The sequence below is a fragment of the Corynebacterium capitovis DSM 44611 genome (assembly GCF_030440535.1).
In the GTDB taxonomy this organism is placed as follows: Bacteria; Actinomycetota; Actinomycetes; order Mycobacteriales; family Mycobacteriaceae; genus Corynebacterium; species Corynebacterium capitovis.
In genome coordinates this window covers 1,418,493-1,441,247 of the sequence record NZ_CP047117.1, presented here as the reverse complement: position 1 = coordinate 1,441,247, position 22,755 = coordinate 1,418,493, and the positions used below count along the sequence as shown (strand labels likewise).

Sequence of the window (22,755 nt, the reverse complement as noted above, 5' to 3'; positions counted from 1 at the left end):
CCCCTGAATTGGGTGACGGTGTCGGGGCCGGGGAATATACTGCTCGGAACGGCCCACCCCACTGAAAGGACCAGCTGACCTGTGAGCTCACACGCCAACGAACCAGACTTCCGCTACCAAGACCTTGCGACCTTCGATCCCGAGGTGCACCAGGCCATCACTCACGAGCTGGCGCGCCAGCGCGACACGTTAGAGATGATCGCCTCCGAGAACTTCGTGCCTCTATCTGTGCTCCAGGCGCAGGGGTCCGTCTTCACCAATAAGTATGCGGAGGGGTACCCGGGCCGCCGCTACTACGGGGGGTGCGAGTTCGCTGACGTCGTCGAGGACCTCGCTCGTGAGCGCGCGAAAGCGGTGTTCGGGGCGGCCTACGCCAACGTGCAACCCCACTCCGGCGCACAGGCGAACGCCGCTGTCCTCATGGCATTGGCCGAGCCGGGGGACACGATCCTCGGCCTTGACCTCGCCCACGGCGGGCACCTCACGCACGGAATGAAGATTAATTTCTCGGGGCGCCTCTACAACGTCGCCGCCTACCAGGTGGAAAAGGACACCTGCACGATCGACATGGCGAAGCTGCGTGAGCAGGCGCGCGAGGTCAAGCCCAAGGTCATCATCGCGGGTTGGTCCGCCTACCCGCGCCACGAGGACTTCGCGGAGTTTCGCTCGATTGCCGACGAAGTCGGGGCGTACCTCTGGGTGGACATGGCACATTTCGCGGGCCTTGTGGCAGCCGGCCTGCACCCGTCACCCGTTCCCCACGCGCACGTCGTGTCGTCCACAGTGCACAAAACGCTCGGCGGGCCGCGGTCCGGCTTCATCCTCACCAACGACCTTGAGCTGCACAAGAAGCTCAACTCCGCCGTGTTCCCGGGACAGCAGGGGGGACCGCTGATGCACGTCATCGCCGCGAAGGCGACAGCGTTTAAGGTCGCGGCGTTGCCCGAGTTCAAGGACCGCCAGCGCCGCACACTCGACGGCGCGCGGATCCTTGCGGAGCGCCTAACGGCCCCCGACGCGAGGCAGGCCGGGATCGACGTCGTCTCCGGCGGCACGGACGTTCACCTCGTGCTGGTTGACTTGCGGAACTCTCCGATGGACGGCCAGCAGGCCGAGGACCTTCTGCACAGCGCGGGGATTACCGTTAACCGTAACGCCGTGCCTTTCGATCCTCGTCCGCCCAAGGTCACGTCTGGATTGCGTATCGGAACCTCGGCGTTGGCCACTCGCGGGTTCGGCGAGGACGAGTTTCGCGCTGTCGCGGACATCATCGCCGAGGTGCTCATCGCCGGTGAGGGCGCCGACGTCGAGGAGCTGCGCCGCCGAGTGGGCGAGCTCGCGCAGCGCCACCCGCTCTACCCAGGCCTTGAGGACGCATCGCTACTTTAGTCAGTTTCGGTTGGAGCCCTCGTTATCGGCGGCGTCGCGCCGCTGCTCGGCGAGCTGGGCGCGAGCGGCATGGAGCCACTCAGGTTGGTCCGATAGAAGCTCCATGATCTGCTGCGTAGTCAAGGGTGTGTCTATCCCGGACTTTTTCAACGCCGTGATAGTCACCCCTAGCTTGCGGGCCACCTCGTTGCGCGGGTGCGGGCCGTTGAGACGCAGGTTTTTCAGCCACTCCGGTGGATTGTCCTGCAGTTCGCGTAGCTCGGCGTGGGTCACCGCTCCTTGCTGAAACTCGGGTGGGGTTGAGGCGAGGTCTATCCCGAGTTTTTTGGCCGCTGTCAGTGGTTTCATGGCGGTACCCGAAGGCTTAATGTCGGTCATAGCTCGACGGTAGCATTCACCTCATGCTCACCCTTTTCTTCGCGACGGGTACCGAACCAGGCAAGTGGCTCCGTCGGTATGAGGAAGGCACGCGCCACGGACTCGCTGCCTCCGGCGCCGATGACCCGCTGGCCGGTCTCCTTGCGGGAGAGTGCGACCTCGCCCTCGTTCGCCTTCCCGATCCGCGGGTCGGCCCCGAGTATCACGTAGTCATTCTTTACGACGAAGCGCCCGGTATCGCCGTGCCCCGAGAGTCCGACTACGCATCGGTCTACGCCGGAACGGGCGAGGCCGTCACCGAGGATGATGTCGCGCTGGAGCCAGTGAATTTTGTGTACCGCGAGGGCGCAAACCTCGACGATCTGCGCACCGCACTTCAGGTGGTGGCAGCCAACGTAGGGGTCGCCTTCGCGCCCATCCCGCTGCTGCGAGCCTTGTCGAAAAAACAGGTCACGGTGCTCAGAGTCGCGCACGCAGGAGTTGAGCCGACCCGCGTCGGGCTGGTGTGGCGGCGGGATCACGATAGCAACGCCATTCAGGATTTCGTCGGCGTAGCCAAGGGGCGGTCGGTTCGTTCCTCGCGCTCCTCGCAGGGCTCTGCTTCCCCCAAACAGGGGGTCGCGACCCGTCGGCGTAAACGCTGAATATGGATAATAGATGGAAAACTCAGGTTTTGAGAAAGGATTTCATGATGTACCTCGCCCGTCTTGCCACAGCTTCTACCGCCGTCGTTCTTACGGCGGGACTCGTCGCGTGCTCGGACTCCGGTAGTTCGGACTCGACGTCAACGGTCAAGGAAACGGCGACCGAGACGAACGTAACCACCTCTGCGTCTTCTGCAAAGTCCTCCGCATCCTCTGCGGCCACTCAGTCCTCGACGTCAGCGGCAGGCGAAACCGTGGAGATTAGCACCGCCGATGGCGCAACGGCGCTGGTTCCCCAGGGCGTCTCCCAGGCGATCGACAAATTCGCCCAGCCGGAGTGGGGCAAACCCGTCTCTGTTGAAGAAACCCCGAACGGCTGGATCGTGGCGTACGACGCAGCGCACTACGTCACGTGGAACCAGAACACCGGTGGCGCGCCGACGTGGGGCGAAATTGCGAACAACTGGATCACTAACGTCCGCACCGACTCATCCCTGGGCTTCCCCCTCGCGCCGGAAGAGAAGCTGCCGGACTCTTCGGGTTGGATTCAACAGTTTGAACACGGAACGATTGAATGGACCCGCGGCGCCACAAACGACGCGTTTGAAGCTGTCGTCACCCCCAAGTAGCTCACCCGAACGACGAGCCTAACGCCCCACCGCCGGTGGGGCGTTGGTGTTGCGTGGGCTAAGCGGTCTGTGAACAATGGTGCGCATGTCTGAAACCGGCTTCATTATCCGCCCAATTCAACCGGCGGACTACCCGCAGGTGCGGGCCATCTACGAACTGGGCCTGAGCTCGGGCCATGCTTCCTACGAAAGAACCTCCCAAACGTGGGAGGAGTTTCAAAACAAAAAGATTATGGAAACTGTATTCGTCGCCGTCGACGCCAAGGATACGGACAAGATTCTTGGCTGGGTTTCCGCCGCACAAGCGTCCTCCCGTTCGGTTTTTCACGGGGTCGTGGAGGACTCGATTTACACCCACCCCGATGCCCGCGGCAGGGGTGTGTCCGGTGCATTGCTCGATCGTCTTATTGAGGCGTGCATCGAGCTGCACAAGTGGGCGATCCACTCGTGGATTTTCCCCGAAAATGCGGGATCCGCGGGCCTTCACCTGTCCCGCGGATTCTCGAAGGTTGGCACCTTCCATGACATGGCGAAAATGACCTACGGAGACATGGAAGGACAATGGCGCGATACCGATATCTACGAGCTTCTTTTGCCGAAGCCCGACGAGAGGTAGCGTGCCATCGTGCGATCGTGTGAAGGAAGTGGGCGTTAATTCACCGTATCTTTTAGTGTCTCTTCCTTCACTGGAATGAGCAACACCAGCGCAAAAATGGCGAGGGGGAGCATCATCAAGAAAATGGGGGTGAGTCCGTCGTTGTAGCTCGACAGTACGACGTCGCGCAGTGCGCCGGGGAGCTGGTTCACAGCCGTGGGCGTCAGCGATTGGCGTGCGCTGCCCGACGCGAAGGCCTGGGCATAGGGCGCGAGCTCCGGGCCTGCGGACGCGAGGACCTCCGGGAGGCGCTCTTTCAAGTGTTCCGTCATGTTATGGATGAACAGCGAACCGATGAGAGAGGCGCCGATGGCGCTGCCGATCTGGCGGAAGAAGTTGTTGGCCGCTGTGGCCGTTCCCACCATCGTGAGCGGGAAGGAGTTCTGCACGATGAGGACGAGAACCTGCATGACCAAGCCCAAGCCGAATCCGAAGACGAACATGTACAGGCCGAGCTGCCAGAGCGGGGTGGTCACCTCGAGAGTAGACAGAAGCCACAGGGCAACCGCAGTGACCGCCATGCCGGCAAGCGGGTAGACCTTGTAGCGCCCGGACTTCGAAATGAGGAAGCCCACTCCGACGCCGGTACCGAGCAACCCCACGACCATCGGCAGCATCATAAAGCCAGCTTGAGTAGGCGTGAGCGAGTGAACCATCTGCAGGTATGTGGGCAGGTAGGCAAGCGCGCCTGCCATGGCCATGCCGAGAACCAAGCCCGCCACGGTCGTCAGGATCATGTTGCGGTTGGTAAAGAGCGTCATCGGAATGAGCGGGTTCGACGCGCGGAGCTCAACGAGAACGAAGAGGATCGCGGCGACCGCAGCAGTAATACCCAGGCCGATGATGCGCGGGGAGGACCACGCGTACTGGGTCCCGCCCCAGGTCGTCGTGAGAATGAGCGAGGTTGTGGCGACAACCATGAGAAGGGTTCCGGCGTAATCGAACTTCAGGTTCTCTGCTGAACCGCGGCGAAGCTTCAGAACGGCAGCGGACACGCCCATAGCGAGCAGAGCCAGAGGGATATTCATCCACATGCCCCAGCGCCATCCCGGGCCGTCCGTGAACCAGCCGCCGAGCACGGGGCCGAGAACCGAGGCGACGCCGAAGACGGCGCCCATGGCGCCCATGTACTTGCCGCGCTCACGGGCAGGCACGACCTCGGCGATAATCGCTTGGGAGGTGACCATCATGCCGCCGGCACCGAAACCCTGGATAGCGCGGCCGACGATGAGTAGTTCCATCGTGTGGGCGAAACCGCCGAGCGTACAACCAACGATGAAGAACGTGATGGCGGTGATGTAGAGCCACTTCCGGCCGAGGCCGTCGCCGAGCTTGCCGAAGACCGGCAGTGCGATAGTCATCGTGACGAGGAAGGAGGAAATGACCCAGCTCATGTGGTCGACACCGCCCAGCTCACCGACGATGGTGGGAAGAGCAGTGGAAAAGATCATCTGGCCCAGGGAGCTCATGAGCATCGTCGTCATGAGCGCGGTGAAAACAAAGCCAATGTTGGGCTCTACGTTGTCCGCCGTAGCGGCGGTGGAGCCGCCGGAGGTTTCCGGCTCTCTTGTATCTAGTGCTTCTGCCATGTCATCTCCTTGGCGAAATCGGTAAAGGCGCGGGCGGCAAGGCGCACGTGGTCCACATCAGGACCACCTGACGCGGGGAAGTGCGGATTGCTCATGTACATCGTCACCGAGGCGCGCGCGATCTCGATGGCGACGTTGATCTCAACCTGCACGGGCAGGTCGGGCAATACTCGGTCGTGAGGGAAGGTCTCGAAGTGCTTGGCCAGCGCAGATCCCAACGTCGATAAGAGGTCGTACTTCTGGCGGGACACTGCGTAGTGGAGCGCCGGGTTTTCAAAAACGATCACCCGCCGTCTCCGGAGAAAGTCAGGGTCAACGGAGTTAAACGTGATGACGAGCTGGCTGAGAACCAGATCGACGATGTTGTCGGACTCCGTCGTGGCGATAAACTCCATCGCTCCCTCCCTGAATGCAAACGGGAAGGTTCCGGTGACTGCCTCCTCCTTCGACTCCATGTAGTTGAAAAAAGTGCGTCGTGAAATCTCGGCCTGGGAGCAAATCTGCTCGACGGTAACGTTGTCAAAGCCCTGGTTCTCGACGAGATCCAGCGCAGATTCGACGATTTTCCGCCGCGTAGTAATGCGCTTTTTCTCCCGCAAGCCGATATCTTCGTCTTTCACGGGGTGCAAGATTACACCCTGTGCACAAACACGCAACTCGGCCCTGTGAAGAGCAAAAATCCCGGGCCCAGCCACAGCGGCCGAACCCGGGAAGGAAACCGAGTCTCTAGTCCCGGTCGGTATTCGCCATGTCGAGGACATTGAGGCGCCGGTCGAGCTCTTCTTCGGTCAGCTTTTCGCCGTCGACAAAGCCAAGAGCGATGACGGTCTCGCGGATCGTCTTGCCCTCCTTCAGTGCCGTCTTGGCAACCTTGGCAGCGTTTTCGTAGCCAATGGCCGAGTTGAGCGGCGTTACGATAGAAGGCGAAGATTCCGCCAGGGTGCGCATCCGCTCCTCATTGGGCTCGATGCCGTCGACAAGTTTGGTGGCAAATTGACGGGCGGTGTTGGCGAGTAGACGTGAGGATTCAAGCACGTTACGCGCCATCATTGGGATGAACACGTTGAGTTCGAACTGGCCCTGGGAACCGCCGAAGGCAATGGCAGCGTCGTTTCCGATCACCTGCGCGGCAACCTGGGTCGCGGTCTCGCACAAAACGGGGTTGACCTTACCCGGCATAATCGAGGACCCGGGCTGCAAATCAGGCAGGTGGATCTCGGCGAACCCGGTGAGCGGGCCGGAACCCATGAGCCGGATATCGTTGGCAATCTTGTACAGCGACACCGCCACCGAGCGCATCGCGCCGGAGAACTCGACAAGCGCATCCCGGTTGGCCTGAGCCTCGAAGTGATTCTTCGCCTCGCTGAGCTGCTCGACTCCCGTCAGCTTCTTCAGCTCCTCTGTCACCTTCGCACCGAATTCGGCGGAGGTGTTCAAGCCAGTGCCCACGGCGGTCCCGCCGATGGCGAGCTCGCCGAGGCGAGCCAGGGTCGCTTCGACGCGTTCGATGCCCAGCTCAATCTGGCGCGCATAGCCGGAGAACTCTTGGCCAAGGGTCACCGGAACCGCATCCATAAGGTGGGTGCGTCCAGACTTCACCACCGAGTGCCACTCAGTGGCCTTCTTCGCCAGCGACTCGTGCAAAACCCTCAGACCCGGGAGAAGGTCGGAAACGGCGGACTCGGTCGCGGCGACGTGGGTCGCGGTCGGGAACGTATCGTTCGAGGACTGGCCCATGTTGACGTCATCGTTCGGGTGAACCTCCACGCCGGCAGCCTTGGCCAGCGAAGCGATGACCTCGTTGGTGTTCATATTGGAGGACGTGCCGGAGCCCGTCTGGAAGACGTCGATGGGGAACTGGTCGTCGTGCTTGCCGTCGGCAATCTCGCGCGCAGCGGCGATAATCGCGTCGGCCTTCGTCGCATCGAGAGCACCAAGATCCTTGTTCACCTGCGCACACGCGGCCTTGAGCAGGCCGAGGGCGCGGATCTGCTGGCTTTCAAGGGGGCGGCCGGAGATGGGGAAGTTCTCCACGGCGCGCTGAGTCTGCGCGCGCCACAAGGCGTCGATAGGCACCTTGACTTCACCCATCGTGTCGTGTTCGATGCGGTATTCCTGCTCAGCCATGAGTCCTTAAGTGTTCTTTCGTCTAGTGGGTTGGAGTGGTGTCTAGCGCTTCGTGGGGTCTGAGTAATCGATAACGGAGTATTCCTGCAGCTTGGCCAGCTGGTGAATGGACTCGACGTAGCGAACGGTTCCCGACTTCGCGCGCATGACCAAAGATCGCGTCGTTGCCCCGTTGCGACGGTAGGACACGCCGCGCAGCATGTCACCATTCGTCACACCCGTTGCGGCAAAGTAGCAGTTGTCGGAGCTAACGAGGTCCCTGATCCCGAGAACGCGGTCGAGGTCGTGCCCAGCGTCGAGCACCCGACGGCGCTCTTCTTCCGACTGCGGCGCCAGCTGCCCCTGAATTTCCCCGCCCAAGCACTTCAAAGCGCAGGCGGTGATGACACCTTCGGGGGTCCCGCCAACACCCATTGCGATGTCGATGGAGTTATTGTCCTGGGCTGCCGCGATGGCGCCCGCGACGTCACCGTCCATGATGAAACGCACTTTCGCGCCTGCACGCCGGATCTCGGCCACCAGGTCCGTGTGGCGGGGTCGATCGAGGACGACCACGGTGACCTCACCGGGTTTGACGCCCTTCGCCTTAGCGACGGCACGAATGTTGTCCTCTACAGGGGCGGCGATGTCAATCATTCCGGCCGCCTCAGGTCCGACCGCAATCTTGTTCATGTAGAACGCGTCCTGCGGGTTGAACATCGACCCCCGGTCGGCGGCGGCTATGACGGAGATCGCGTTGGGCCGGCCTTCTGCCATGAGTCGCGTTCCGTCGACTGGATCGACCGCAAGGTCGACCTGGGCGCCGCTGCCGTTCCCGACGGATTCGCCGTTGTAAAGCATGGGGGCTTCGTCTTTTTCCCCCTCGCCGATGACGATGACGCCGTCCATGTTGACGGAGTTGATCATCTTCCGCATTGCGTCGACGGCTGCACCGTCGCCTTCGTTTTTCTGCCCGCGCCCCACCCAGCGGCCTGAGGCTAGAGCCGCCGCTTCGGTCACTCGCACGAGTTCTAGTGCCAGGTTCCGATCGGGATATTCGGTGGACGGATCAGTCATCGAAGGCAGCCTCCTGAGCTGGGTGTAAACGTCAATGTTGCCACGAACGTGGCAACGGGGGGAGTGCTCACGCACGCCACCAACTCCTATTGTCTCATTTGCGGGGGTTCAGAGGAGGCGATTGCCCACCCTAACGGGGGAGAGTGAGGGGCCGTGCAATACTTGGGTGCGTGGCAGCCGACAACAAACCCCGTATCTTCCAAGACGGCCGAGACATGTTAATCAACGTGGTCGTAATCGTCGTTTCCATGCTCTTAGTCGTGGGGTTTACCGGCTTATGCTCGTTCGATCCAGGAGCACCCGAGCAGGGGCCGGTCCAAAAAGTAGATGCGGAGTCGTTTCTCAAACTGGAGGCCCGAGCGGTGAACTTCCCGGTTAGGTATCCAGTTATGCCGGAGGGGTGGACCACAAACTCCGCTCGCCGGTCGATGATCCACGGTGCGCCAGCGCCCGTTGTCGGGTGGGTCACCCCTGCAGAAAGCTACATTCAGCTGACCCAGACTGGGGCGTCCTTAGACGAGGCGGTCACACAGGCCGATCAGCATCCTCGGTCACTGGCGCGGACCGAAGACGTGGCGGGTACACCGGCGCAGGTGTACACCTCGGATGACGCCGAGGTTCGCGACGTGTGGGCTGTTGATGCCGGTGAATCCCGCCTGCTTCTCACCGGAGCGGGAGATGCGGAGGAGTTTAAACTGGTCATCTCCACCGCCCTTGCCACCGCGCCGCTTCCGGGAGCCGAGGCGGCCTCCTAAGCGTCGGGGGAATCGTCGGCGGAATCAGGGCCGGTACCCTCATTGCCGGCCGAGCGCGCGATCGCTGCCTCAACCCGCTTGGACGCGCCGTCGAGAAGTACTTCGCACCTCTTCGCTAGAGTCTCACCCCGCTCCCAATAGCGCAGTGACTCGTCGAGGCTCATCTGCCCCAGTTCGAGGATTTTCACCGTTTCAATGAGCTCATCGCGAGCGGCCTCGTATGACAGCGTGTCGGGGTCCGGAAAGGCGTTGGCACCCGCGCGTCCGGCCCCAAAAGTTGATTCGGTCATGGCTAGTCTCCTTGTTGTTGTCTACATGGCGGGTCTAATCAGCGGGCGCCGTGGACATGGTCGCCGCGGTGATGGAACCGTCGGCGACGCGGATCCGCAATTGTGACCCGGGCGGGGCCTGAGCGATCTGGGTCACGACGTCTGGCCCTGTGCCGTCGCGAGGCATGACCTGGACAACGGCGTATCCCCTTCCCAAGGTGGCCCCTGGGCCGAGGGAGCCGACCTGCGCTCGCAGGCCCTGCACCCGCGCGGTCTCGCGGTCAACGAGATGCTGGAGGTCGCGGCGCGCCATAGCCACCGCGTGGGCAATTTCTTGTCGACGTTGCGTGATCACCGAGCGCGGGTTCGCCAGGGCGGGTCGCGAGCGCACCGCCGCCAACTGGGCTTGCTCGCGGCGCACCCAGCCGCGGAGCGCACCGTTCATCCTGGAGCGAGCCTCGCCCACAAACGCGTATTCCTGCGCCACGTCCGGCACGACGCGCTTGGCTGCGTCCGTCGGCGTCGCGGCGCGCAGGTCGGCGACGTTGTCAAGGACGGGGTTGTCTGGCTCGTGCCCAATGGCTGAAACGACCGGGGTGGTCGCGGAGGCGACTGCGCGCTGGAGGGCTTCCTCGGAAAAGGGGAGGAGATCCTCCACTGAGCCTCCGCCACGCGCGATGATAATGACATCCACGGCAGGGTCGGCGTCGAGAAGTCGCAGGGCCTCGATGACGTCCGGGACCGCGTTAGCACCCTGGACGGCGGTGTTGATGACACGGAAGTCGACGGCCGGCCATCTGTGTCGGGCGACGGATAAGACGTCCCGCTCAGCCGCTGACCCCTTTCCCGTGATAAGTCCGATCTTCGTCGGAAGGTAGGGCAGGGCACGTTTCCGAGCCGCGTCGAAAAGTCCCTCAGCTGCGAGTTGTTTGCGGAGACGCTCGATTCGGGCCAGAAGTTCTCCCTCCCCGACCCGGCGGATCTCAGTGACCCAGAGTGAAAATGACCCGCGCCCGGCGTAAAAGGCGGGTTTTCCGTAGATGACAACACGGTCGCCGTCGCGCAGTGGCGTCTCTAGACCTTGAAGCAGACCGGTGCTCGCCGTGAGCTGCACGCTGATCTGCTCCTGCGTATCCCGCAGGGTCAGGTAAGAAAGCTTCCAGGTGGGTTTGACATTCACCTGCGTGAGCTGGCCCTCGACCCAGAGGAAACCGAGCCGTTCGATCCACTGCTTCACCGTCTGGTTTAGCCTCGCCACCGGCCACGGTGAATCGGCCGTGTTGGGGGGTGCCCCTTGATCCGCCATAAATTGTGCCCGCGATCTTCCTTGCTGTGCCGATATCTACGCTTATCTACCTTTACCGTCCAAACGACCAGCCTAACGCCGTCTAACGTTTTAGACTGCGATTAGTTACGCTGGGTTCCATGACTGAATCGGGCAAGGGTGTTCTTCTCGCCGCGCCACGCGGTTACTGCGCTGGCGTTGACCGCGCGGTAGAGACCGTGGAGAAGGCGCTGGAGAAGTACGGCGCTCCCGTCTACGTGCGCAAGGAGATCGTGCACAACAAGTACGTCGTGAAAACCCTCCGGGACCGCGGGGTGATTTTTGTCGACGAGACCGACGAGGTCCCTGAGGGGGCCAATCTGGTGTTCTCGGCACACGGAGTCTCTCCCGCAGTGCGGGAGTCTGCCAGGTCGCTCCAGCTCAACACCCTGGATGCGACGTGTCCCCTAGTGACCAAGGTGCACAATGAGGCCAAGCGCTTCGCGCGCGACGGCTACCACATCCTCCTCGTCGGCCATGGGGGCCATGAGGAGGTCGAGGGAACACAGGGAGAGGCTCCCGAGGTGACCCACTTGGTGGATGGTCTTGACGGTGTAAATGCCCTCCCGGACTTCCCGCAGGATCAAAAGCTCGTATGGCTCTCTCAGACGACGCTATCCGTCGACGAGACGATGCAGATTGTGAACAAACTGCATGAGCGCTACCCGCACCTGGAAAACCCGCCCAGCGACGATATCTGCTACGCCACCCAGAACCGCCAAGTCGCGGTGAAGGCGATTGCCCCGAAGGTGGAGCTCATGGTCGTGGTGGGGTCACGGAACTCCTCCAACTCCCGCCGGCTCGTCGAAGTCGCGCTAGAGGCCGGCGCCGACGCCGCCTACCTTGTCGACTACGCGCGTCAGATTGACGACGAATGGCTCGCCGGAGTCTCTACGGTCGGGGTCACATCAGGCGCGTCGGTGCCGGAGATCCTCGTCCGAGAGGTCGTCGACTACCTCGCCGAGCGCGGCTACACCCGCGTCGAGGAGGTGACGACGGCGACCGAGACCATCACCTTCGCGCTGCCGCGCACGCTCCGGCCAGCCCGGGTAGAACGCTAATCTGTTTTCCCGGAACGCCGTTCCATGAGCTCCTGCACCGTAACCGCGTTGGAGCGCTCCCGCACCCTCCTGCTCTGTGTAGCCGTGCGCCGGTTGGACTCCGCCGTCTGAAGGCGCTGGTACTGGTCTCGACGGGCGATGATCGCGTTCTGGCGTTTAATCAGTTTGACCCGCAGAACTGCAATGACAATGGCGCCCGCGGTCACGGTGAAGAGCACGGGAAAGAGCTGCACAAGGGGGTAGAACACCACGAGCAGCGCTGTCCGAGACGTATCCCCCCGGGACAGGAACCACCCCGTTCCCAAGACGCCGAGAAGGAACAGGATTGGTGCGCACGCGACGGTAAGGAACATCCCGCGCGGTTGCACGAACGTGACGGTCAGAATAGCCGCGACGGCGTACAGGGTGAGAAAAGGCCACGACACCTCGCCCGCGTAGACCGACAGTAGGCACCCGGTGAAGAGGGCCGCGAAAGTGATTGCGACCGCCGATCCCGTAGCAAGCCCTACGAAAGCAGCGGACTGGGATCGGGGGCTGCGGGGCGGCACATGTGACACGCTGACGTAGTTTACTGGCCCCAGGTGTCCTCAGCGCTCACGGCGTGCCGCGGAGAGGCGGAAACGCGGTGCGGTTCCGCTGCGTTTCCGCGAGACCGGGTACCCGCCCCCAATTCCTCGAGGCGTCTGGCGGTAACCATGACGCGTGAATCCAGGGAAGACAGGGTGGAGTTGTACGCGTCGACGGCTTTCTCGAGTGACTGGCCAACGCGGTTGAAGTGTTCGCTCATCGTTCCCAGACGGCGATGCAGCTCCTCGCCCAGCCGCTGAATCTCCTTGGCCTTATCGTTCATCGACTCGTGCCGCCACCCCAGCGCCACAGTGCGCAGGAGCGCGAATAGCGTCGTCGGCGTGGCGATGACGACATCGCGTGCGAATGCGTACTCGAGCAGTTCGGGGTCGATGGCCAGTCCGGCGTCGAGGAAGGGGTCGGCGGGAACGAACATCACCACGAACTCCGGTGTGGGTTGGAACGCCGCGGTATATGGCTTGGCAGACAGCGTGTCTACGTGCTGCCGTAGAAGGTGCGCGTGGCGGCGCAGGTACGCCTCCTTTTCCTCGGGGTCATCCGTGTTGATGGAATCGAGGTAGGAGGAGAAGGGGACTTTCGCGTCGACGACAATGCTGCGCCCGTGAGAGAGGCGGATGATCATGTCGGGCCGGACCCGTGTGCCGTCGATAAGCGAGGTGCTCTGGGTGTCAAAGTCGCAGTGTTCGACCATTCCCCCGAGCTCCACGACCCGCTGGAGCTGCATTTCCCCCCAGCGCCCGCGGGTTTGGGGGGAGCGCAGAGCCGAGATGAGCTGGTCCGTGCGGTCAGAAAGCCGCGTTGAGGTGCGAGTGATGGCCTGTACCTGGCTGGCTAGCGCCGTGTATGTGACCGCTCGGTCCTCGTCCATATCCCGTATGTGGCTTGCGAGACGGTCGAGCGCGTGGGTGACGGACCCCATATCCGGTGTCGGGGGGTTGGGTTTTGTGCTGCGACGCGACGCCACGCAAACCGCTATGCCGGTGGCTATGCCCGCAAGAAACGCAAGAATGGCAAAGAGGACGGAGGCAGTCTGCATACCTCAAAGTGTGTCACACGGGGAGGACACTACTTACCCGGGCGCCGCACCTTTTCGAACACAGAGGCGATCTTGGGGTGGCGGGCGAATTTCCAGCTCTGGCCGCGAGATTTCAAGAGCGCCCAGCTGCTGCTCCCGCCCCGCTCCGAAGGCTCGTCGTCGGCGGGGATCGCAGGAGTGGCCCATTCGCGGCCCTCGCGCAGGGCTTGGCGCTCGAAAACCGACTCGCGCTCTTCCAACATCGCGATCGCCCGTCCCTCGGGCGTGGCAAACGTGAGCTGCTCGGCTTTCTTCTCCCCGGAGTGGAGCGTCACCATATCCAGCACATAGCGGTAGGTCACCGCTATGGAGGCGGCGACGGGGACGGCGAGGAACGCCCCAACAAGTCCGAATAGTGCCCCACCGGCGGTGACCGAGACAAGCACGATAACTGGATGAAGGTCCATCGCCCGCGATTGCAGCATGGGGGAGAGGACGTTGCCCTCTAGCTGCTGGACGGCGATGACGATGGCGAGGACGATGAGGGCTTTTGTCACCCCGATCGAAACGAGCGCGACCAGCACCGCCATGGCGCCGGCGGCGACAGCACCGACGATGGGGATAAACCCGGCGATGAACGTGAGTACCGCCAGGGTGAAGGCCATGGGAACGCCGGTCAGCCAAATGCCGATGCCGATAAAGAAGGCGTCGACGAGCGAAACAACCGCCTGGGCGCGAATGAACCCGGAGAGGGTGTTCCAGGCGCGGGTCAACAACTCCGTTGCGTGGAGCCCGCTGCGCCCCCCGGTTGCGGAGCGAAGCCACGGCAGGAAACGGTGCCCGTCTTTGAGGAAGAAAAACGTCAGCACGAGCACGACCAGCAGCGTCATCACCAACCCGGCAGCCGTGCCGATTCCGGCGAAAACCCCGCCCGCAATCGCACCCGCCTGGTTGCGTAGCCACAGCGCAATGTTGTTGAGAGCATCGTTGAGCTCATCGGGGTCGACGTTGAGCGGCGGGGCCTGGAGCCACAGCTGGAGGCGCTGGATGCCCTCGAGTGATTGGAGGTAGAGCACCCGGGAATGGGCGATGACGTCCGGGGCGATCATGAGGGCCAGCGTTCCCAAAAGCCCAAAAAACGCTAGCAATGAGACGAGGGCGGCGAGGGCTGACGGCACCCTGAGACGTCGTAAAGCTGAGGCGATCGGCGCGAGTACTGTGCACACAATGAGGGCGAGGACGACCGGCAGCAGACCCGTCCAGAACGCACCGACCACCCGGGCGAGCGCGTACAGGAACACCGCGATGACGAGAATCCGCACCGCCAACCACGCAGCGGACTTCACCCAGCTGTTCAGGACAATTCCGCGGTCGACCTGATCCACCGGGGCGTCGTTGGTATTCACCTGCTTAATTTTGCCCCAAAGGCAATTGCTTTGCGACGCACCCTCGTCCCCCACACGCTCAGCCGTGCGATAGTGTTGTCGGCTGTGAGCCTTACCCTTGGAATTGTCGGCCTACCCAACGTGGGCAAGTCCACCCTCTTCAATGCACTGACTCGCAACGAGGTCCTTGCTGCGAACTACCCTTTCGCCACGATCGAACCGAACGTTGGCTTGGTGGAGTTGCCGGATCCGCGCCTGAACCGGCTAGCCGAGATCTTCCACTCCGAGCGCATCCTCCCCGCTACGGTGTCTTTCGTGGACATCGCGGGAATCGTGAAGGGTGCTTCCGAGGGTGAGGGAATGGGCAATGCCTTCCTGGCAAACATTCGTGAGGCTGACGCGATTTGCCAGGTGGTTCGGGCGTTTTCGGATGACAATGTCATCCACGTCGATGGCCGCGTCGACCCTGATTCCGATATTTCGGTGATCAACACAGAGCTCATCCTCGCGGACCTGCAGACGATTGAAAAGGCGCTGCCACGGTTAGAAAAAGAAGGCCGCAAGGATAAGGACGCCGCCGCAACCGCCGCTGAGGCGAAGAAAGCGCAGGCCGTTCTCGAAGACGACCGTACGCTTTTCGCTGCCGCCGCGGCCGGGGAGGTCGACCTCAGCCTCCTCCGCGAGCTCCACCTCATGACCGCGAAGCCTTTCCTCTACGTCTTCAACTCGGACGAGGCTGTATTGACCGACGACGCCAAGAAGGACGAGTTGCGCGCTCTCGTTGCCCCGGCCGAGGCCGTGTTCCTCGACGCGCAAAGCGAGACCGAGTTGCTCGAGCTGGATGAGGAGGATGCCGCCGAATTGCTCGCCGCCGTCGGACAAGATGAGCCGGGTCTGCAGACGCTTGCTAAGGCTGGGTTCGAGACCCTGGGGCTGCAGACCTACCTCACCGCGGGCCCAAAGGAGTCCCGCGCGTGGACCATCCGCAGGGGTGACACCGCCCCGAAGGCGGCCGGGGTGATCCATTCGGACTTCGAGAAGGGGTTTATCAAGGCGGAGATCGTCGCGTTCGACGACCTCGACGAGCTGGACAGCATGGCCGCAGCGCGCGCCCACGGCAAAGTCCGCCAAGAGGGGAAGGACTACGTGATGGCGGACGGCGACGTGGTCGAGTTCAAATTCAACGTGTAGTTACGCGTCGGGGCTCGATGCCGTGCTTGGTCGCGCTCCGTCGGACCTCCATTTTAGATTGCGTTCTTTAAGGCCTCGTCGGCGCAGCGTCTCCACGTCGTAACCGTTTTCGGCTTCGGTAACCCACCTGTCAATTTGCGCCTCGCTCACAGGTTGGCCATTTATCGTTTTCATAGGAACTACGGGTTTTTGGGCTTCTCTGCTTCACCAATGGGCTAGCTGAATGCGGTACCCGACCAAACCCTCGTAACTTCCGTGACGTTCCGCCAAAATCACATAGTTGCTGGATGATTCCATGGCTGAGGCAACCTCTCGATACGCCGAATTGCGGGCTGTGAGGCGGAAAATCTTCCGCCCATCTGTCGAGGTAGCGATGATGTGTGGTTTAGCCGAAGAGCCTTTCGGGACAGGTAAATATTCTAAATTCGCGTCTTCGAACACCCATTTCGCTCTATCGCGGAGTTGCTCGTGGTCGTCTTCGTCCCATTCGTTAAAAAAAATCGTTTGAGCGGTGCCAGGGATCCTTTTGTTCAGCTCATAGTTTTCAATGAGTCGGCGGGTCTTGGTCCAAGAATCGGGTAAGTGGATCGTGAGACCGCGTATATTGCCGTGTTCGGGGAGCTTTTCCCCGACGGTCGCGTTTGCGAGGAGCCGGATCCCATTGGTGTAGGCGAATTTGGCATCCTCTTTGCCGAAGAAGATGACTCCTACGGGGTGGCCTCGATGGAGTAGGCAGACAGCGTCCGATTCTCGAGTATCGATTTCTGAGCCGGACTTCTTACTTTTCAAATAGGCTTCCCCAGCGAAGAACTCGACCTGGATGTCGTCTCCATATTTTGCTGAAGAGAAGGCGGAATCATCGTAGACGTAAAGAGTGAAACCGGACTCGTCGGGTAGCTCGAGAGTTTTTTCCAACGGTTTCTGTGGCCATGGCGCTAACCTGGCGTTTCCTCGGACGCTGTGTTTGGCCGGTTTCTCGGAAGTTTGTTTGTTGCCAAAAAGTCGTGCGAAAAATCCCATGATTAACCTAAATCTCGGAGCGAATCTCCGCTTCATCTTCGCACATAGATGTGTGGGATAGTAGGTTTCGTTACCCGATCATCGGTTATGGGGATGGTGGTCGCATCGGCTCGTTCTATGACTGCATAGGCGGGGCAGCGTCGACCCGATCTACGGCAGCTGGGGCTTACGCCTCGTCGACTTCAACTCCGAGCGCCGCTTCTTCGCTTCGAGACGGCGTCGCACCGAGCCGCGCGTCGGCTTCGTTTTCCGCCGCGGGGGAGGCGGTGGGGCGAGCTCCTCGCGCAACAATATGGCCATGCGTTCCCGCGCCTCGGCACGGTTGCGGACCTGCGACCGCTGCGTCGATGCGCTCACGGTGAGCACCGTGCCGTCCAGGCGGTGTTCGAGGTTGTGGAGGGCGCGGCGGCGTTGAGTGTCGGAAAGCGATGCGCATTCCGCGATGTCGATGGAGAGCTGCACCTTACTGTCGGTGGTGTTGACGCCCTGGCCGCCCGGGCCCGATGCCTTCGCGAACCGCTCCGACAGGTCCGCCGCGGCGACGACGAGGCCGCCGGGGATCCCCGGGCCGGGCGCGATGGTCAAGTCCTGCATGCCGCCCATACTACGTTCTTGCGTCCTGCGTCAACCAACCCAGACCGCAGCCCAGTTGCAACGTAAGTCTCAGCGACCGACCTCCCGGTAAATCTCATCCATCGTGAACTTCCTACCGGAGTCAATCTCGACGGCTGAGCGAAGTTCCTGCAGATCTTCGATTCTTTCCGCGATGGCGGATCGAGCAAAGCTCGGAAACAGTTACGCCCTCAGCACGCGCAAGCTTCGTTACGAGTGATGCTTCCTCGCTGCTCAAACGGATTCTCAGGAATATAACTGCCACCTATCTCGTGGAGAAAACCTCTATGCTTTCTTCTCGTCTCGACGGAAACGTAAACCGCGTCGCGTTGTGCGGGTTTCTGTCGCAGATTGATCTTCGTCGCCGGTCGACTCGAGCGCTTTTTGCTCCCCCCGCTCCCGTCGCGCTTCGATTTCTGCGGCCTTTGCAAGCAGCCGGTCGTCGTTCATGTCGCGAATTTTCTCGGTGGCTTTTTGCGCTTGACCCACCGCCGATTGGCGGGCGCGGTTCGCGGCATCGATGGTGTCGTCCGCTAGCGACACCACAGATTGACGCCATCCTTGGACCTGGAGACGCTCTGCGTCCTCCACGCTCATCCGCAAATGCTGCGCAAACGCACTAATAATGTCGTGAATTTCGTTCGCGTTCGCGGTGATATGGCGAGCACGAATCGGGTTTGTCACCCAGACCTGATTGCTCAACTTGGCTGTCTCACGGATGGCTGTATCCATCTCGAGCAGACGTCGGGTGGTCGATTCCAATCGATCCTTGCGCGCGTCGTGGATTCCCTCACGGTGAGAATCCAGCTGGCGAGGCTCAAACTCATTCACGTGGGCGATCTCCAGGATATACATCCGATCGTGGAGGTAGATGCTCCGAGCGGCCACACCCAGCCAAAGCGGCAGATCGCCTTTCAGCCCAGCTAAGAAAGTTTCAAGTTTCTTGGAGTTGTTCTTCTGTTTCCGGAGCTGATCAACGGCATCATCGAGTTGTTCGATGGCGTAAGACTCGATGCCGTTGAGCGCTGATCCGAGGTGGTCGACCTTCGACCAAGTAGTTGCAGAGACGCTACTGCTGCGTCGGTAAAGTTCGTCCGCTTCTTCAATCGTGTACTGGATACCCCCAAGCTGTGCCAGTGCATCAACCTTCCGCTGCCGGAGGAGAGTATCGAGCTTCTCATCGATGACCTCTAGATACTCCTTGATTTCAGCAATTGCTGCCTCAATTGCGGCCTGAGCTGCGATGCCAGCGGCGGTCGAAGCCATGGCGGGCGAAAACTTCACCTCTTGAAACGAGGTGTGTTTGAAGAATCGACTTGGATTGTCGGCGAGCCCAAGATCGCTTCGGCGTAGGACTCCAGGAACCGGTCCAGACGACGTGCGATGCTGGAGTAGCTTCGCAGTTTCGTCCGTTGCCTTGTAATACTTGCCGGATTTGAACTGCCGGTTGGAAATCGTGCTCAACACATTGTTAGCGCGGAAAAGCACTTGCGGTGACGCAGGCGAAAATGCGGGTGCGGAAGTGGCGGGGAAACGATCTTCCTCGCTAAGGATCAGCAGACCCTCTTCATCTGCGAGGAAAGCTAGGTCCTTGCTTGAAGTCTCCATAATCAGAAATTGTAGTCCTGGCGGGTTGCAAATTCGTCGCAAAGCACTTGCGCCTACCGCCGCGGCAGCACGACCTCTAGATACTTGTGCACGCAGCCGACCGCGATGACGGCGAGCGCCGCGAACGCGCCGATGACGGTCTTCGCGGTGCGGGCGAGCAGCATCGGCCAGATGGGGGGGGAGGCCTCGACCGTCTGCACCATCAGCAGGGCGGTCGGGGTGATGAAGCTGACGGTGATGGTGTAGTTGTGGGCCACGTACATCTCGGTGACGGACTGCAGAATCACAATCCACACGACGATCTGCCATCCCTGCATCGGGTGGGACAGCAGGAAGCCTGCCACCGCGATGCCGGTGAGGGTGCCCAGGACGCGCTCGATGGCGCGGTAGTACTGTGTTCTTTTCGTTTTCGTGATTACGAAACACCCTGTAAATACCTGCCGTTACCTGAAACGATACGGTTTCGTATTTTTGTGTTTTTTACGAAACCGCGCAGCAGACACCCCACCGTGCTCTCGCTGTACCGTCGTCGGAACCTTCTTGCGTGAATCTCTCCAGCAGCCCTACTACATGAAAAGTACCTACAAGTAACGCGCATCTTCCTGTGTCCTGCTGTTTCCCGAGTTGCTAGATGTTCCGGGAGCGATAGTGCCATGGCCGCATCCTGCGGTACTTCTCTGGATTTACCTACTGTCTTTCGCGGAATGGTTATTTACCAACGACACGTCGTGGAGTTCAAGTTCAACGTCTAGCTTTCGCGCGGACGATGTTGGCTGTAGTTGCGATAACGAGCCGACCATGCCGCTACCGGGGGCCGGAAGATCGTCGGCGGCGGAATCGTCCCCGGTAACGAACTGGGACGCGCTCCCGTGAGGTGGGGCACCTGGCGGACGAACGAGGTGGCGTCGAGAGTCGGGGGTTTGCACGAAACCTTGACGTTGCGCGGTCAATCAACGGCTTCGTGAATCAGCGGCTGCTCGCGGTCCTCAATGGCCACCGTGCAAATTGCGAGCGCGCCATGGGATGCAGTTCTAAGATAAAAGTTGTTGAAATGCCACCAATCGTGCTGGAAGGAACGAGACATGAAGGCAGTCAGGCTGTACGGACCCGAAGATTTGCGTATCGATGACGTGGAGGAACCCGGCGCACCGGAACCAGGTTGGGTCACCCTGGACATCGGGTGGGCCGGGATTTGCGGCAGCGACCTCCATCTCTATCAGGACGGGCCACAGTTCCCAATTACCCCTGCGGAGGGCAAGCCTCACCCCGTGACAGGAGCTGAGCTGCCGTTCACCCTGGGGCATGAGTTCTCCGGCACCGTCACCGCCGTCGGTGACGGTGTTAAGGAATTGAGCGAGGGAGACCGCGTTGCCGTCATGGCAGGTGTTTCGTGCGGGGAGTGTGTTGCCTGCGCGGCGGGCAAGTCCAACATCTGCCGCAAGGTATGGGGGCTCGGCCTTTCTGGTGCGGGCGGGGGGCTCAGCGCCGCGGTCAACGTGCCCGCCCATGTGGCGGTGCCAGTCGGGAATATGCCCCTCGAGCACGCCGCGATGATCGAGCCGCTGTCTGTGGCTACCCACGCTGTCCGGCTGGCCGGCGTCAAGAAGGGTGACATAGTCGTTATTGCAGGTGCGGGTCCTATCGGGGTTTTTGTCTCGGCCGTGGTCACCGCCCGCGGCGCTCGGGTAATAATCAGCGAGCCTAACGCGGCCCGCCTAAAAATGGCGCTGGATACCGGCGTGGCGGAGATCGGTCTCAACCCGATGGAGGAAGACCTCGAAGAGAAGGTGCGCGAGATCAGCCAGGGCAGGTTCGCCGATGTCGCATTCGACTGCGCTGGCGCGTTGCCGGTGATTCGCCCACTTGCCGCGACGCTACACCCAGGCGGTACCCTGCAGCTGGTGGCCATTCCCTCCAAACCACTCGAGTTTGATGTTTTGTCGCAGCTGCATCTCACCGAGATTCGCGTCCAGGGCTCCTACGGTTACACCCGGGAGGACTACGACGAGTCCATTGAGAAGGTTCGCTCCGGCGCCATCGACCTCGCGCCCTACGTGTCGGCGAAGATTGCACCCGCCGACATCGTGGAGAAGGGCTTCGCGGCGCTGTTGGACCGCGCGGGGACCGCGATGAAGATCCTCGTCGCACCCGAGCGCTAACTACCCGCCGGAAATCGAAAGTGGCGAGTGAGCCCGGGCCATACCTAGTGGCAAGCTTGGGTCGGAGGGCCACCACATCTTCTCTGGGTCGACTGTTATTATCACCCGCCTACCCACGTATTTATCCCACTGCGCTGAGTCATCTCTATATTTGGAGACTTCTCCCAAAGCGAGTTGGGCGCCTTCCCGAGGCGCCGGGCGCCCCTGATTGCTTGCGCTCTTCGCCCAGACGGTCGTCGGTGCGTCGAGTTCGAGTACGTAGTAGACATTCGTTGCAGCTTCGCCGTTGGGTGCGGGGCGCCCTCCCGCGGCCTCATTGGTGCTGAGGGCCTTCACGGTTCCGGCATAAGTGTTTCCCATCTCCTGAGATTCAGGCGACGGGGTGGGGGCGGACACCGATCCAGCGTTGAGGTCATCGAGCCCCGAGCGGTCGGTCGAATCCCGCCATGCGATTGTCGCGTGATCTGCGGGGGTTGGCGCTTGGTACGTGTTGGCAACCTCAATTTCTGTTCCGTCTGGAACGAGCTTTTCGCCTGAAAGTACGAACCGTTTCGAGGTATGCGTTTCCTCAATAGACTGGCCGCTGGTTTCCCAGAGCCCTTTGCCGGAGATTGCTGCTGAGACCTTGGCGCGGCCACCACCGGCAGACCTCGCACCATCAATGAGGTAAGACACGGTTCTTATGGCGGTGCGTCCGTCTGTCGACGTCGCCAAATAAACGTGGCTGAATTCCTTTGAATTGACCCGAACAACCATGTCAGGAATGGAATCCCCTGTGGCCTCCACGATGGCGTAGGAGTAAGTGCCATCCGGTTCGAAGTAGGCGTCTTGAGAGGGAGCCCAGTCGCCGGGGGTATCCAACACCGCCGCGTATGCGCTGGCCAGATCCCCGCTAGTACTAGCCGCGGGTGCAGCAGCCGGAGCGTCCTCGGACGGGGAAACGGTCGTGGTCATCGTGATGGTGGAAACCGGCGTGGAGTCTTCACTGCCACAGGAGGCGAGCGCCAGACCGCTAAGGCAGACGAGGGCTGCGACAGTCCTTCTCACGGCTTCTTTCCTTGTGGTCACCCATTTGCGAGTGAAAGTGTCTAAGCCCGGGAGGCTGGCGCGTGTAGCGACCGTCAGCGTACCCGTCGACTGCTTGCCCAACCGGATGACGCAGCTCTCATCGGGAACGACTTTGGTGGGGGCTTTCGGAGCGAACACCGCCGAGAACAGCCCGCTCTTGGATGTCCTCCGCTGCCAGTAGATCGGGGTCTCGATAGGTGGTGCCTGTATCATGCCACTAAATGTAGCGGTCT

Annotated in this window: 23 protein-coding genes; 8 read left to right on the top strand and 15 right to left on the bottom strand. The window is 61.4% G+C overall.

All coding sequences use genetic code 11. The features are described 5' to 3' along the window. Nucleotides 1-81: 81 nt before the first annotated feature. A complete protein-coding gene (gene glyA, locus CAPI_RS07010; RefSeq protein WP_018017937.1) occupies nt 82-1,389 on the top strand; it encodes a serine hydroxymethyltransferase in 1,308 nt (435 codons plus the stop codon). Here glyA and CAPI_RS07005 read toward each other — a convergent pair whose 3' ends face one another. Next, entirely contained in the window at nt 1,390-1,767 is a 378-nt protein-coding gene (locus CAPI_RS07005; protein ID WP_018017936.1) for a DUF5997 family protein, read from the bottom strand. A 23-nt stretch (nt 1,768-1,790) separates the two neighbouring features. Between CAPI_RS07005 and CAPI_RS07000 the strand changes: the two genes are divergently transcribed. From CAPI_RS07000 to CAPI_RS06990, 3 genes are all read left to right on the top strand, one after another. Further along, nucleotides 1,791-2,411 carry a LysR family transcriptional regulator substrate-binding protein gene (locus CAPI_RS07000; RefSeq protein ID WP_018017935.1) on the top strand — a complete coding sequence of 207 codons (621 nt, stop codon included), beginning with the start codon at nt 1,791-1,793 and terminating at the stop codon, nt 2,409-2,411. 47 nt (nt 2,412-2,458) lie between these two features. Further along, nucleotides 2,459-3,040: an LGFP repeat-containing protein gene (locus tag CAPI_RS06995; RefSeq protein WP_018017934.1), complete on the top strand. Its 582-nt coding sequence runs from the start codon at nt 2,459-2,461 to the stop codon at nt 3,038-3,040. Nucleotides 3,041-3,125: 85 nt separating this feature from the next. Beyond that, complete coding sequence (locus CAPI_RS06990; RefSeq protein ID WP_018017933.1) at nt 3,126-3,656, top strand: GNAT family N-acetyltransferase; 531 nt, start codon at nt 3,126-3,128, stop codon at nt 3,654-3,656. Between the two features lie 35 nt (nt 3,657-3,691). Here CAPI_RS06990 and CAPI_RS06985 read toward each other — a convergent pair whose 3' ends face one another. The 4 genes from CAPI_RS06985 to glpX form a co-directional block, all read right to left on the bottom strand. Then, nucleotides 3,692-5,284: an MDR family MFS transporter gene (locus tag CAPI_RS06985; RefSeq protein ID WP_018017932.1), complete on the bottom strand. Its 1,593-nt coding sequence runs from the start codon at nt 5,282-5,284 to the stop codon at nt 3,692-3,694. After that, nucleotides 5,269-5,904, bottom strand: coding sequence for a TetR family transcriptional regulator (locus tag CAPI_RS06980; protein ID WP_018017931.1), 636 nt, complete (start codon nt 5,902-5,904; stop codon nt 5,269-5,271). The genes CAPI_RS06985 and CAPI_RS06980 overlap by 16 nt, the downstream gene beginning before the upstream one ends. A 106-nt stretch (nt 5,905-6,010) precedes the next feature. Further along, nucleotides 6,011-7,411, bottom strand: coding sequence for a class II fumarate hydratase (locus CAPI_RS06975; RefSeq protein WP_018017930.1), 1,401 nt, complete (start codon nt 7,409-7,411; stop codon nt 6,011-6,013). Between the two features lie 42 nt (nt 7,412-7,453). Beyond that, on the bottom strand, nt 7,454-8,467 hold the full coding sequence (glpX, locus tag CAPI_RS06970) for a class II fructose-bisphosphatase (protein ID WP_018017929.1): 1,014 nt from the start codon (nt 8,465-8,467) through the stop codon (nt 7,454-7,456). 170 nt (nt 8,468-8,637) lie between these two features. On the opposite strand from glpX, the gene CAPI_RS06965 reads away from it, so the two are divergent. Further along, nucleotides 8,638-9,222, top strand: a complete 585-nt coding sequence (locus CAPI_RS06965; protein WP_018017928.1) for a DUF4245 domain-containing protein — start codon at nt 8,638-8,640, stop codon at nt 9,220-9,222. On the opposite strand, the gene CAPI_RS06960 is transcribed toward CAPI_RS06965, so the two are convergent. Next, nucleotides 9,219-9,512 carry an exodeoxyribonuclease VII small subunit gene (locus tag CAPI_RS06960; RefSeq protein ID WP_018017927.1) on the bottom strand — a complete coding sequence of 98 codons (294 nt, stop codon included), beginning with the start codon at nt 9,510-9,512 and terminating at the stop codon, nt 9,219-9,221. The two genes, CAPI_RS06965 and CAPI_RS06960, sit on opposite strands and share 4 nt — an antisense overlap. Before the next feature lie 34 nt (nt 9,513-9,546). Further along, nucleotides 9,547-10,797 (bottom strand): exodeoxyribonuclease VII large subunit, encoded by a 1,251-nt coding sequence (gene xseA, locus CAPI_RS06955; protein ID WP_018017926.1) that lies wholly within the window; start codon nt 10,795-10,797, stop codon nt 9,547-9,549. A gap of 119 nt (nt 10,798-10,916) precedes the next feature. Between xseA and CAPI_RS06950 the strand changes: the two genes are divergently transcribed. Further along, nucleotides 10,917-11,876, top strand: coding sequence for a 4-hydroxy-3-methylbut-2-enyl diphosphate reductase (locus tag CAPI_RS06950; RefSeq protein WP_018017925.1), 960 nt, complete (start codon nt 10,917-10,919; stop codon nt 11,874-11,876). Here CAPI_RS06950 and CAPI_RS06945 read toward each other — a convergent pair. From CAPI_RS06945 to CAPI_RS06935, 3 genes are read right to left on the bottom strand one after another with little or no spacing between them, the layout of a single operon-like run. Then, a complete protein-coding gene (locus CAPI_RS06945) occupies nt 11,873-12,433 on the bottom strand; it encodes a DUF6542 domain-containing protein (RefSeq protein ID WP_026157183.1) in 561 nt (186 codons plus the stop codon). The two genes, CAPI_RS06950 and CAPI_RS06945, sit on opposite strands and share 4 nt — an antisense overlap. An 11-nt stretch (nt 12,434-12,444) precedes the next feature. Continuing rightward, nucleotides 12,445-13,500: a DNA recombination protein RmuC gene (locus CAPI_RS06940; RefSeq protein WP_018017923.1), complete on the bottom strand. Its 1,056-nt coding sequence runs from the start codon at nt 13,498-13,500 to the stop codon at nt 12,445-12,447. A gap of 29 nt (nt 13,501-13,529) precedes the next feature. Beyond that, nucleotides 13,530-14,885, bottom strand: coding sequence for an AI-2E family transporter (locus tag CAPI_RS06935; protein WP_018017922.1), 1,356 nt, complete (start codon nt 14,883-14,885; stop codon nt 13,530-13,532). An 84-nt stretch (nt 14,886-14,969) separates the two neighbouring features. Between CAPI_RS06935 and ychF the strand changes: the two genes are divergently transcribed. Then, complete coding sequence (gene ychF / locus CAPI_RS06930; protein WP_018017921.1) at nt 14,970-16,055, top strand: redox-regulated ATPase YchF; 1,086 nt, start codon at nt 14,970-14,972, stop codon at nt 16,053-16,055. Between the two features lie 204 nt (nt 16,056-16,259). Here ychF and CAPI_RS06925 read toward each other — a convergent pair whose 3' ends face one another. The 4 genes from CAPI_RS06925 to CAPI_RS06910 all read right to left on the bottom strand — a co-directional run bounded on the left by CAPI_RS06925 (nt 16,260) and on the right by CAPI_RS06910 (nt 19,675). Continuing rightward, a complete protein-coding gene (locus CAPI_RS06925; RefSeq protein ID WP_156806904.1) occupies nt 16,260-17,075 on the bottom strand; it encodes a hypothetical protein in 816 nt (271 codons plus the stop codon). Nucleotides 17,076-17,225: 150 nt separating this feature from the next. Then, complete coding sequence (arfB, locus tag CAPI_RS06920) at nt 17,226-17,669, bottom strand: alternative ribosome rescue aminoacyl-tRNA hydrolase ArfB (RefSeq protein WP_026157182.1); 444 nt, start codon at nt 17,667-17,669, stop codon at nt 17,226-17,228. A gap of 303 nt (nt 17,670-17,972) precedes the next feature. After that, the gene (locus CAPI_RS06915) at nt 17,973-19,295 is read right to left on the bottom strand and encodes a hypothetical protein (protein WP_018017918.1); all 1,323 of its coding nucleotides are present in this window, start codon (nt 19,293-19,295) and stop codon (nt 17,973-17,975) included. A 53-nt stretch (nt 19,296-19,348) separates the two neighbouring features. After that, the gene (locus tag CAPI_RS06910; RefSeq protein ID WP_245531653.1) at nt 19,349-19,675 is read right to left on the bottom strand and encodes an FUSC family protein; all 327 of its coding nucleotides are present in this window, start codon (nt 19,673-19,675) and stop codon (nt 19,349-19,351) included. Nucleotides 19,676-20,377: 702 nt separating this feature from the next. Between CAPI_RS06910 and CAPI_RS06905 the strand changes: the two genes are divergently transcribed. Beyond that, nucleotides 20,378-21,454 (top strand): alcohol dehydrogenase catalytic domain-containing protein, encoded by a 1,077-nt coding sequence (locus CAPI_RS06905; RefSeq protein WP_018017916.1) that lies wholly within the window; start codon nt 20,378-20,380, stop codon nt 21,452-21,454. Here CAPI_RS06905 and CAPI_RS06900 read toward each other — a convergent pair whose 3' ends face one another. Beyond that, the gene (locus CAPI_RS06900) at nt 21,455-22,735 is read right to left on the bottom strand and encodes a hypothetical protein (RefSeq protein WP_156806902.1); all 1,281 of its coding nucleotides are present in this window, start codon (nt 22,733-22,735) and stop codon (nt 21,455-21,457) included. Between the last annotated feature and the right edge of the window lie 20 nt (nt 22,736-22,755).